Source organism: Aeromicrobium sp., from assembly GCF_036676885.1.
Taxonomy (GTDB): domain Bacteria; phylum Actinomycetota; class Actinomycetes; order Propionibacteriales; family Nocardioidaceae; genus Aeromicrobium.
The window spans coordinates 1-11,316 of sequence record NZ_JAKFCB010000060.1 but is presented as its reverse complement, the minus strand read 5'-3'; the positions used below and the strand labels follow the sequence as shown (position 1 = coordinate 11,316).

11 protein-coding genes are annotated in these 11,316 nt (G+C 68.1%); all 11 read right to left on the bottom strand.

What is annotated here, in order from left to right; all coding sequences use genetic code 11:
• Positions 1-797 (bottom strand): cytochrome d ubiquinol oxidase subunit II (locus V6M46_RS03430; RefSeq protein WP_332662368.1); only part of this gene is annotated, 797 nt, incomplete at its 3' end.
• The gene (locus tag V6M46_RS03425) at positions 794-2,197 is read right to left on the bottom strand and encodes a cytochrome ubiquinol oxidase subunit I (RefSeq protein WP_332662367.1); all 1,404 of its coding nucleotides are present in this window, start codon (positions 2,195-2,197) and stop codon (positions 794-796) included. The genes V6M46_RS03425 and V6M46_RS03430, both read right to left, overlap by 4 nt.
• Before the next feature lie 80 nt (positions 2,198-2,277).
• Complete coding sequence (locus V6M46_RS03420) at positions 2,278-3,438, bottom strand: saccharopine dehydrogenase family protein (protein ID WP_332662366.1); 1,161 nt, start codon at positions 3,436-3,438, stop codon at positions 2,278-2,280.
• Positions 3,439-3,483: 45 nt separating this feature from the next.
• Entirely contained in the window at positions 3,484-4,755 is a 1,272-nt protein-coding gene (gene clpX, locus V6M46_RS03415; RefSeq protein ID WP_332662365.1) for an ATP-dependent Clp protease ATP-binding subunit ClpX, read from the bottom strand.
• A 167-nt stretch (positions 4,756-4,922) separates the two neighbouring features.
• Entirely contained in the window at positions 4,923-5,525 is a 603-nt protein-coding gene (locus V6M46_RS03410) for an ATP-dependent Clp protease proteolytic subunit (RefSeq protein WP_332662364.1), read from the bottom strand.
• On the bottom strand, positions 5,522-6,109 hold the full coding sequence (locus V6M46_RS03405) for an ATP-dependent Clp protease proteolytic subunit (RefSeq protein WP_332662363.1): 588 nt from the start codon (positions 6,107-6,109) through the stop codon (positions 5,522-5,524). Before V6M46_RS03405 ends, V6M46_RS03410 begins: the two co-directional genes overlap by 4 nt.
• A gap of 117 nt (positions 6,110-6,226) precedes the next feature.
• Complete coding sequence (locus V6M46_RS03400) at positions 6,227-7,003, bottom strand: TIM barrel protein (protein ID WP_332662362.1); 777 nt, start codon at positions 7,001-7,003, stop codon at positions 6,227-6,229.
• Positions 7,000-7,995, bottom strand: a complete 996-nt coding sequence (locus V6M46_RS03395; RefSeq protein WP_332662361.1) for a Gfo/Idh/MocA family oxidoreductase — start codon at positions 7,993-7,995, stop codon at positions 7,000-7,002. Before V6M46_RS03395 ends, V6M46_RS03400 begins: the two co-directional genes overlap by 4 nt.
• A complete protein-coding gene (locus V6M46_RS03390) occupies positions 7,992-9,143 on the bottom strand; it encodes a Gfo/Idh/MocA family protein (protein WP_332662360.1) in 1,152 nt (383 codons plus the stop codon). The genes V6M46_RS03395 and V6M46_RS03390 overlap by 4 nt, the downstream gene beginning before the upstream one ends.
• Positions 9,140-10,024: an ATP-binding cassette domain-containing protein gene (locus V6M46_RS03385; protein ID WP_332662359.1), complete on the bottom strand. Its 885-nt coding sequence runs from the start codon at positions 10,022-10,024 to the stop codon at positions 9,140-9,142. Before V6M46_RS03385 ends, V6M46_RS03390 begins: the two co-directional genes overlap by 4 nt.
• A 20-nt stretch (positions 10,025-10,044) precedes the next feature.
• The gene (locus V6M46_RS03380) at positions 10,045-11,091 is read right to left on the bottom strand and encodes an ABC transporter permease (RefSeq protein WP_332662358.1); all 1,047 of its coding nucleotides are present in this window, start codon (positions 11,089-11,091) and stop codon (positions 10,045-10,047) included.
• Positions 11,092-11,316 lie beyond the last annotated feature (225 nt).

The following is an 11,316-nucleotide window of genomic DNA, read 5'->3' as shown; positions in this document are numbered from 1 at the left end:
GCGACCGCGCCGAACCGGGCCGGCGCGAAACGCCGGCGGTGCAGCAGGACGAGCGTTGCGAGACCTGCGATGGCGGAGGCCACGATGAGCGGCGCTGCCGGCCCGAGCAGCCGGTCACTCAGCGTCGGCGAGTCCTGCTTGATCGGGATCAGGGCCGTGAACACGATGACGCCCGTGACGACGCCGACGCCGATCGTGCGGATGCGCAGCGTCTCGCTCAGCGCGCCGTGGCCGGCGCGGGCTGCATCGGCGGTCAGGAACACCCCGGCAAGGAACGCGCAGGTGCCGACGGCGATGAGGCCACCGAACAGCGAGGTCGGATGGAGCCACGAGCCGAGCGGGTCGCCGTTGCCCTCGGCCGGCACACGACCCGACGCGACCGCACCTGCCGCCGCGCCGAGGAAGAACGGCGTGATGAGCGAGGATCCGGCGAACACCGCACCGAAGAGCCGCGCCTGGGCCAGGGTCGCGGAGTACTTGCGAAACGCGAAGCTCGCACCGCGCAGCACGATGCCGACCAGCGCCAGCGCGAGCGGCAGGGCGAGCGTCGTCGTCGCGGCGGCGAACGCCTCGGGGAAGCCGGTCCACCAGATCACCAGGATGTAGATCAGCCACACGTGGTTGGCCTCCCACACCGGACCGATGCTGTGGTCGATCAGGGCGCGCAGCTCCCCACCACGCACCGAGCTCCCGGCGGTGAGGTCGAAGAACCCTGAGCCGAAGTCGGCACCACCGAACAGCGCGTACAGCACGATGCCCGTGAACATCGCGATGGCGACGGCGACGGCGAGGCTCATCGGGCGCCCGCCGTGTCGACCGTCGCGCTGCCGGGCCCGTAGGGGCTCGGCAGGTCCTCCTCGCCGGCGCGCCATCGCCGGGCCATCGAGCGCAGCACGATGAACGCCCCGATCGTCATGCCGACGTAGAGCACGACCGCACCAGCGAGGCTCCACCACAGGCCGGCGCTCTCGCTGGCGGCGTCAGAGGTACGGAGGATGCCCCACACCACCCACGGCTGGCGGCCCACCTCGGTCGCGATCCAGCCGGCCTCCATCGCGATGACCGCGAGCGGGCCCGCGATGACCGCGCCGCGGAGGAACCAGCGCTTGGCCAGCAAGTCGTACCCGCGCCACCGGGCGAGCCAGAACAGCACCACGGCGAGCGCCAGCAGCGTGCCGATGCCGACCATCGACTGGAATGCCAGGTGGGTGATGTTGACGGGCGGCTGGTCGGCCACCGGGACGGTGTCGAGCCCCGGCACCGGCTTGTCGAAGGAGTTGCGGGCGATCAGCGACCCGATCCTGGGGATGTCGATCGCGCCGTGGACCTTGCCGTCGATCAGCACCCCACCCAGACGCAACGGGGCCGGCTGTTCGGTCGTCGTGGCGAGCTCGAACGCCGCCAGCTTCGACGGCTGCGTGTCGCCGACCCGTAGGCCCAGGATGTGGCCGATGAACGGCTGCACGAGGGCCGCGACCGTCGCGAACACGAACGGCACGGTGAAGCCGAGTCGGTGATGGGCGTCGACGCGGCCCTTCAGCATGCCTGCCGCATAGACCCCCGAGACGACGAAGCCGACCACCATGAACGCGGCGAACCACATGTGGGCGAACTGGAGGTAGACGCCGTCGTTGAACATGGCGCGCCACGGGTTGACGTCCGTGACCTCTCCGTTCACGAGCGTGAATCCCGTCGGGTTGTTCATCCAGGCATTGACCGAGATGACACAGAACGTGCCCACGACGCCCGCGATGCCCATCGGGATCAGCATCGCGAGATGGCGTCGCGGCGGCATGCGGTCCCAGCCGTACAGGTAGATGCCGAGAAAGATCGCCTCGACGAAGAACGACAGGCCCTCGAACGCGAACGGCAGGCCGAGCACATCGCCGAACTGGCCCATGAGCCCGGGCCACAGGATGCCCATCTCGAAGCTGAGCACCGTGCCGGAGACCGCACCGATCGCGAACAGGACGGCCGAGACCTTGGCCCAGCGCTTGGCGAGCACCAACGCGACGGGGTCGTTGCGGACGATCCCCCGACGGTGGACGACGTAGATCATCGTCGGGAACGCCACCCCGAAGCACGCGAGGACGATGTGCCAGCCCAGCGAGAGCGCCATCTGCTCGCGTGCGGGGAGGAGCCCTGGAGGGGCATCGCTCGAGGTCAGGACCTGGGTGATGACTCCGGCGAAGTCCATGCCGTCAGCCTACTTCTGCGCGGCCGCCGATCCTCGTGTCAGGGATGTGAGAAGGTCCGCAGCACGAATTCGTCACACCGCTAGTCGGAAGTGACGGTCCGGAACGTGATGCCGGCCTTCTGCAGGCGCTCGATCAGCGCATCGCCCATCGCCACGGCAGTCGTGGTCTGGCCGGCGACCTTGGGCACGTCGTCGTACGCCAGGCAGAGCGCGGACTCGCCGAGCATCTTGGACGTCTCGGTGTAGCCGGGATCGCCGCCGGTGACCTCCGCGTGAACCTGCTTGCCACCGCCCTCGGCGAACACACTGAACCTGAACCACGACTTCTCGCGCTTCTCCTCCGAGGGGCCGGCGCCGGGGTCCTTGAACTTGTAGAGCAGGGCGCGGGTGGGCGGCAGCTGCGCTCCGAGGAACGCCACGCCGAGCCCGATCCCCGAGGCGGCCAGCATGCGGCGGGACTTGAAGTGCGCGAAGTGCGAGTAGGTGAACTCGGGGCCGTAGCGCTCGAGGCTTCTCGCCGAGCGGAGCACGATCTGCGGGTCGATCGTCGGCATCGGCACACCCCAGCCGCCGAGCTCCGGGGCCTTGCCGATCTTGCCGGATCCGCGGACCCGGCGGCCGTCCGGGCGCGGCTCTGCCTTGCGGCGGGCCGCCGCGACCTTGCCGGACTCGCGCATCGACGCGAACTGGTTGATCGCCGAGTGGTAGGTGCCTCCGGAGAACTCCGCGTTGGCCCGGATGTAGCCCCGCACCCTGATCGGCACGTCCTCGGGCAGCTGCTGCACGGCATACAGGACACCGAGGTCGTAGGGGATGGAGTCGAAGCCACAGGCGTGGATGATCCGCGCACCGGTCTCGACAGCCCGGTCGTGGTACTTGAGCCACATGTCGTCGACGAACTGCGGCTCACCGGTCAGGTCGACGTAGGCGATGCCCGCCTCGACGCTCGCCTTGACCGCGGCCTCGCCGTACTTGAGATAGGGGCCGACCGTGGTGACCAGGACGCGGGTGCTCCGCGCGAGCGCGGCCATCGAGTCGGCGTTGCCGATGTCGGCCGAGATGATCTCGGGGCGCGCTCCCCCGAGTCGCTCGATCCGGTCGGCGACCGCCTCGAGCTTGGCCTGGTTGCGGCCCGCGATGGCCCACGAGCCGCCCGGCGGCAGGTGCTCGCCGAGGTAGTCGGCGGTGAGGCCGCCGGTGAATCCGGTGGCTCCGAGCAGGGCGATGTCGACTGAGGTCATGCGCCCAACCTACCGACGGCACCTCACGGCGCGCGACGGGCGATCTCAGGAAGCCTTCTTGGCCACTTCGTCGTGGGTGAGGATCGTCGGGCCCTCCGCGCCGGAGACGGTCGCCTCGGTCACGATGACCTTGGCGACGTCGTCGCGGCTCGGGATCTCGTACATCACCGGCTCGAGGACGGCCTCGATGATCGAGCGCAGTCCGCGGGCACCGGTGCCACGCGCCAGCGCCAGGTCGGCCATCGCAGCGCTCGCCTCGGTGCTGAACTCGAGCTCGACGCCGTCGATCTCGAACAGCCGGACGTACTGCTTGGTCAGCGCGTTGCGCGGCTCGGTCAGGATCGCGACGAGCGCTTCCTTGTCGAGGTTGTCGACCGCGGCGATGACCGGCAGGCGGCCGATGAACTCAGGGATCAGGCCGAACTTGAGCAGGTCCTCGGGCAGCACCTTGGAGTAGAGCTTCTCGGGTGCGACGGTCTTGCCGATGTCGACGTGGCCGGTGTTGAAGCCGAGGCTGGTCTTGCCGCTGCGCTGCTCGATGATCTGGTCCAGCCCGGCGAACGCGCCGCCGACGATGAACAGGACATTGGTCGTGTCGATCTGGATGAACTCCTGGTGCGGGTGCTTGCGCCCGCCCTGCGGAGGCACCGAGGCCGTCGTGCCCTCGAGGATCTTGAGCAGTGCCTGCTGCACACCCTCGCCCGACACGTCACGGGTGATCGAGGGGTTCTCGCTCTTGCGCGAGATCTTGTCGACCTCGTCGATGTAGATGATGCCCGTCTCGGCCTTCTTGACGTCGTAGTCAGCGGCCTGGATGAGCTTGAGGAGGATGTTCTCGACGTCCTCGCCGACATAGCCGGCCTCGGTCAGGGCGGTGGCGTCGGCGATCGCGAACGGCACGTTGAGCATGCGGGCCAGGGTCTGCGCAAGATAGGTCTTGCCGCAGCCGGTGGGACCCACGAGCAGGATGTTGGACTTGGCCAGCTCGACCTGGTCGTCCTTGCTCCGCGAGCTCCCGACCTGCGCCTGGACCCGCTTGTAGTGGTTGTAGACCGCGACCGCCAGCGACTTCTTGGCGCCGTCCTGGCCGATGACGTAGCCGTTGAGGAAGTCGTAGATCTCGTGCGGCTTGGGCAGCTCGCCCAGGCTCAGCTCGGCACCCTCGGCGAGCTCTTCCTCGATGATCTCGTTGCAGAGGTCGATGCACTCGTCGCAGATGTAGACGCCGGGCCCGGCGATGAGCTTCTTGACCTGCTTCTGGCTCTTTCCGCAGAAAGAACACTTCAGCAGATCGGCGGTTTCACCAATGCGTGCCACGTGGAGAGTTCCTTCCTTTGGACCACACAGTCTTGAACTGCGCGGTATGAGCCGGAGCCGGCCCGTGACCGGGAGAGCAATATTTTCACCCTAGCGGCGAATGTGTGCTGCGTCTCGGTCACGGGGCCGTGTGTCATCGGGTGAGTCCTGGCGAAATGGCGTTCGGGTCAGACTGCCGGGACCTTGAGCGACTCGAGGACCTCGTCGATCAGGCCGTACTCCAGAGCCTGCGCGGCGGTGAGGATCTTGTCGCGATCGACATCGCGGCTGACCTCGTCGACCGGCTTGCCCGAAGCGTCCGAGATCATCTTCTCCATCAGCTCGCGCATGCGCAGGATCTCGTTGGCCTGGATCTCCAGGTCGGAGATCTGGCCGCCGGTGCCCTCGGTGTAGGGCTGGTGGATCAGGATGCGGCTGTTGGGCAGCGCCAGGCGCTTGCCCGGCGTGCCGGCGGCGAGCAGCACCGCAGCGGCCGAGGCGGCCTGGCCGAGGCAGATGGTCTGCACGTCGGGCTTGAGGTAGCGCATCGTGTCGTAGATCGCGGTCAGCGCCGTGAACGAGCCGCCGGGGCTGTTGATGTAGATGCTGATGTCGCGATCGGGATCCATCGCCTGGAGGCACAGCATCTGCGCCATGACGGCGTTGGCGACATCGTCGCTGATCGGCGTGCCGAGGAAGATGATGCGGTCCTCGAACAGCTTGGCGTAGGGATCGATGCGCCGGAAGCCGTAGGACGTGCGCTCTTCCCACTGGGGGATGTAGTAGCTCATGTGATGTCTCCTGCGCTCGACACGACGTGATCGATGAGTCCGTACTCCTTGGCCTGGATCGGCGTGAACCACCGGTCCCGGTCCGAGTCGAGCTCGATCTGCTCGACGGTCTGGCCACTGTGCTGGGCCTGCAGCTCGTTGAGCTGCTGCTTGAGCAGCAGGCTCTGCTGCGCCTGGATCTTGATGTCAGACGCCGAGCCGCCGATGCCGCCCGAGGGCTGGTGCATCATGATGCGCGCGTGCGGGAGGGCGTAGCGCTTGCCGGCCGTGCCCGCGGCGAGCAGGAACTGGCCCATCGAGGCGGCCAGGCCCATCCCGAACGTGGCGACGTCGTTGGAGATGAACTGCATCGTGTCGTAGATCGCCATGCCGGAGTCGACTGAGCCGCCCGGCGAGTTGATGTAGAGGTAGATGTCGGCCTGCGGATCCTCGGCGTTGAGCAGCAGCATCTGGGCGCAGATCGCGTTGGAGTTGGAGTCGCGGACCTCGGAGCCGAGGAACACGATGCGTTCCTTGAGCAGCCGCTGGTAGATGTGGCCGTCGAGATCCGAGGGGCCGGCCTCGCCGGCCATTCTCGGCGACATGGGGCTGGGGGTATCCGGTGTGTTCACGTCCCCAAACCTAGACGGCCCGGCGATGGAACACACGCAAAAACACGGCTGTTCGCTGACAGCGTGAACACTCGCCGCGGATCGGCGACTTCAGAGCGTGAAAGCCTGCCGGAAGCGCTCGAGTGCGACGTCGGAGTCACCGCTCGAGAAGGCTTCCATCGCGACGACCCCGTCGTAGCCGGCGTCGGCGAGGGCGCGGGCGACGAACGGCCAGTTGACCTCGCCGGTGCCCGGCTCACAGCGGCCGGGCACGTCCGCGACCTGGACCTCACCCAGATGTGGCGCGGACCGGCGGATGAGCTCGACGAGGTTCCCCTCGCCGATCTGCGCGTGGTAGAGGTCGAGGTTCATCTTGAGGTGTGGGCTGTCGACCGCGCTGACCAGCGCCAGCGTGTCCGCAGCGCGCCCGAACGGGGTGCCGGGATGGTCGACCTCGGTGTTGAGGTTCTCCAGCACGAACGTGACGCCGTGCCGCTCCCCCAGCTCGGCGATGCGCGAGAGCGTACGTTCGGCCGCGAGCCACATGTCACCGGTCACGACCTCGACCGGACGCACGGGAATGCCGCCGTCGCCGAGCCCCGTGCCGTGCAGGTTGAGCGACGGGCAGTGGATCGCCTGCGCGAACGGGATCGACTTCTCGGCCGTGCGGAGCAGGTCATCGGCACCGTCGGGGGTGATCAGGTCGCCGGTCACGTAGCCGGTCATCGACGTGAACGTCGCACCGGTCGACACCAGCGCCGCGGCGTCCTTGTCGGTCCACCCCCAGATCTCGGCGGCGAACCCCGCCGCGTGGATCCGCTCGATCCGCTCCAGCAGCGGGAGCTCGGTGAACACCATCTCGGCGCACACCGCCAAGGTGAAGCTCATGCGTACAGGCCCGGGCGCTCCGGAACGTCGACCGATTCGCGGGCGCCCGATCCGAGGGCACGTACGCCCGAGGCGGCGACGAGGTTGGCGACATAGCCGTCCCAGGCACTCGCGCCGACGATCGTCCCGGCCAACGACGCCTCGGCCCACGCCGAGAGCTCGAGGCGATAGGACTCGATGAAGTGCGCGACGAAGTCACTGCCGATCGTGCTGCTGCCCGCACCGGCGATCCGGCGGACCACCGGGGTGCGAGGCTCCAGCGACGCGGACCCGCCTGTGCCGACGACCTCGACGCGTACGTCGTAGCCGTAGCCGGCGTTGACGAAGACCTCGGCCGTGATCATCTGGCCACCGCTGGTCCACAGCGTCGCGACCTGCGGGTCACGGAACCCGTCGACGATCGGCGACTCGACGCGGATGCCCACGATCTCGCCGTCGAGCAGCCACCTGAAGGTGTCGAACTCGTGGATCATCGAGCCGGTCACGAGCCCGGCGTCGTCGGTGCTCGTCGAGTTGGAGGCGTTGCGGTGGATCCCGTGCACGACGCGGACGTCGCCAAGCGACCCGTCGTCGATGGACGCCTTGAGGTCGAGGAAGCCGGGGTCGAACCGGCGGTTGAAACCGACCTGCACGAGCCGGCGGCCGAGCGCCACCTCCGCGTCGACGACACGGCGGGCCTCGTCTGCCGTGACGGCGAGGGGCTTCTCGCACAGGACATGCTTGCCGGCCGCGATGCAGGCCAGGGCCAGGTCGGCGTGCGTGAAGTCCGGCGAGGCCACGACCACCGCGTCGATGTCGGAGTCCGTCACCAGCGCCTCAGCCGAGTCGGCGATCTCCGCGCCGACGGCCGTCGCGACCTCCTTGGCGCGGGCGGTGTCCATGTCGAAGACCCGCGTCACCTGGGCTGCCGGCACACCAGCCGCCAGCGTGGCGATGTGCGACGCGCCCATCGCTCCGGCTCCGACGACGCCGACTCTCAGTCGTCTGCTCACAAGGAAACCCACTTTCGTTCGTCCGCCGACACGGTCATCGCATCGACGGTGCGCGCTGCGATCAGCGCGTCATGGATGGTGGCGCCGTACGGCTTCCCGTCGGCAATGGACTGCACAAGCCTGCGCGCCTCGATGACCTTGAGGTCGTCGAAACCCATGGGATTGTTCGCGCCAGGCTGGAAGGCGGCGAGCTCGCCGTCGCCCGGGGTGGCGAAGCGCGTCGTGAAGAACGCGTCCTGGTAGTCCTGGTCGACGCAGACCTGCAGCTCGTTCATGCGCCGGAAGTCCCACTTCAGCGCGCCCTTCGTGCCGTGCACCTCGATGCCGTACGAGTTCTGCTCGCCGACCGCCGCACGGCTCGCCTCGAGGATGCCGCGCGAGCCGCCGGCGAGCCTCAGCAGAGCCGAGACGTAGTCCTCGTTCTCGACCGGGCCCATCGCGCCCGAGCCGCGCTCGTAGTGCATCGCTCCGGGGCGGGCCTCGGGACGCTGCGGGATGAACGTGGCCCGGTCGACGACGAGCTCGTCGATGTCGGCCACGACATGGCGGACCAGGTCCGCGGCGTGGCTCACCAGGTCGCCGAGCACACCGCTGCCGGCGAACTCGTTGAGGAAGCGCCACGACAGGGCGCCGTCGGGGTGTGCGGCGTAGTCGGACACGAAGCGTACGGAGGTGTGCTCGACCACGCCGAGCCGTCCCGAGGCGACGAGCTCGCGGGCCAGCTCGACCGCCGGCGCGTTGCGGTAGTTGAAGCCGGCCGCGGTCTGTACGCCGGCAGCCTCGACGGCGGCGACGATCTCGGCCGTCTCGGCAGCGTTGCGCCCCGCGGGCTTCTCGACCCACAGGTGCTTGCCCGCCTGCGCCGCGGCGACCGCGACGTCACGGTGGATGAAATTGGGGCCGGTCACGCAGACCAGGTCGATGTCTGCCCGACCTACGAGCTCACGCCAGTCGGTGAGCTGGTGCTCGAACCCGAACGCCTGCGCGGCCCGCTCCGTACGGTCGTCGTCCGCCGTGTCGGCCACGGCGACGAGCCGCGGCCGCAACGGGCTGTCGGTGTAGTGCTGCGTGAGCCGGCTCAGCGCACGGGCGTGGACCTGGCCCATCCAGCCCAGGCCGACGATGCCGACGCGGAGCTCGGGTGTCACGTGATCTCTGCCTTCATCTCTTGGGCAACCTTGGAATCGGCGCCCATCGAGCGCTCCAGCTCGTGCGCGATCGACTCGAGCTCGGTGCCTCCCGCCATCATCGAGGTGAGCTCGTCGAGCGTCATCTCGTCCTTGGGGAAGTCACCCATGCTCTTGCCACGACGGAGCAGCATGAACCGGTCGCCGACCGGATAGGCGTGGTGCGGGTTGTGCGTGATGAACACGACGCCCAGGCCGCGGTCGCGGGCCTTTGCGATGTACTTCAGCACCACACCCGACTGCTTGACGCCGAGCGCCGCCGTGGGCTCGTCGAGGATCAGCACGCGGGCGCCGAAGTAGACCGCGCGGGCGATCGCGACGCATTGCCGCTCACCGCCCGACAGCGTGCCGATCGGCTGGTCGACGTCGCGCAGGTCGATGCCCATCGCGGCCAGCTCTGACTTCGAGGTCTTCTTCATGAAGTCGATGTCGAGCTTCTTGAACGGCCCGAAGCCCTTGGTGATCTCGCTGCCGAGGAAGAAGTTGCGCCACACCGGCATGAGCGAGACCACCGCGAGGTCCTGGTAGACCGTCGCGATGCCGAGCTCCAGCGCCTCGCGGGGGCTCGACAGGTGCTTCTCCTCGCCGTCGATCAGCAGGTGCCCTTCGGTGTGCTCGTGCGCACCGGCGAGGATCTTGATGAACGTCGACTTGCCCGCACCGTTGTCGCCCAGCACACAGGTCACCTCACCGGCGCGGACCGACGTCGAGACGTCGCTCAGCGCGATGATGTTGCCGTAGCGCTTGCCGATGTCGCGGACCTCGATGACTGCGGTCCCACGCTCGGCCGGTTGGAAGACGTTGGTGACCGGCGATGCGGCCTCTTCCGGAGTCTCTTTCATGGTCTCGTCCTTGTCGCCGATCATCGGGCTGTCTCCGCCCGCTTGCGGACCCATTCGTTGAGGAGCACCGCTCCCAGCAGCATGACGCCGAGGAACGCCTTGAGCCAGTTGTTGTCCCAGCCCGAGTAGACGATGCCCTGGTTGACCATGCCGTAGATCAGCGCGCCGAATGCCGCGCCGATCGCCGAGCCGTAGCCGCCGGTCATGAGGCAGCCACCGACCACGGCGCAGATGATGTAGATGAATTCCTGGCCGACGCCGGTGTTGCTCTGGACGGTCGACGTCGTGAACATCAGCAGCATGCCCACGAGCCAGCCGGCCCCCGCGGTCGTCATGAACAGCCCGACCTTGGTCTTGAAGACCGGGACGCCGATCTGCCGGGCCGCCGTCTGCGCGCCGCCGACCGAGAAGATCCAGTTGCCGGTCTTGGTACGCAACAGGATCCAGGTCGCGACTGCTGTCACGGCGATCCACCAGAACACCGAGGCGTAGATCTGACCGCCTGCGCCGGATCCGTTGATGTCGATCGACGACCCGAACAGCTTCTTGGCCTGGTCGTAGTGGGGCACGTTCGTCATGCCCTGGATCGCGACCTGGCCGATCAGCGCCTTGGTGCCGGCGAGGTCGATGCCCTGCAGCACGAAGAACGTCCCGAGGGTCACGATGAAGCTCGGCAGCCCCGTCTTCATGACGAGGATCCCGTTGATCGCCCCGATCGCGAGCGCGAGCGCGAGCGAGACGACGATCGCGGCCCAGATGTTGAGGCCGTACTCCGTCGTGAGCACACCGACCACGAGGCCGGTGAAACCCGTCATCGCGCCGGCGGAGAGGTCGAACTCGCCGCCGATCATGAGCAGGGCGACCGCGACGGCCATGATGCCGATCGTGGAGGCGCCGCGGAGCCAGGTGCTGGATCCGCTGGCTGTGGCGAACGTGCTGGTCGTGACCGCGAAGAAGACGAAGATGACGATGGCGGCGACGAGCGCGCCGATCTCCGGCCGCTTCAAGAGCTTGGTCAGGGTCGACGTCCGCGCGACGCGTTCGTCGTCCAGGGTGGCGGTGGTCATGATGGGTCCGTTCCTCGGCCTGGAAGGTGCCTGCCGGGCCTGGGTGTGTGAGTAGGGATGAGGGCCTGGGGCCCGGCAGGTGCCGGGCCCCAGGTCAGCTCAGCGTGTTCCGTTTGCTGCGTACTTCTTCACCGCGGCGGCATTGTCCTTGGTGATGAAGGCGGGGCCGGAGTTGATCGGCTGTCCGCCACCGATGTCGTTGCCGTTGATCGACTTCAGGTAGAG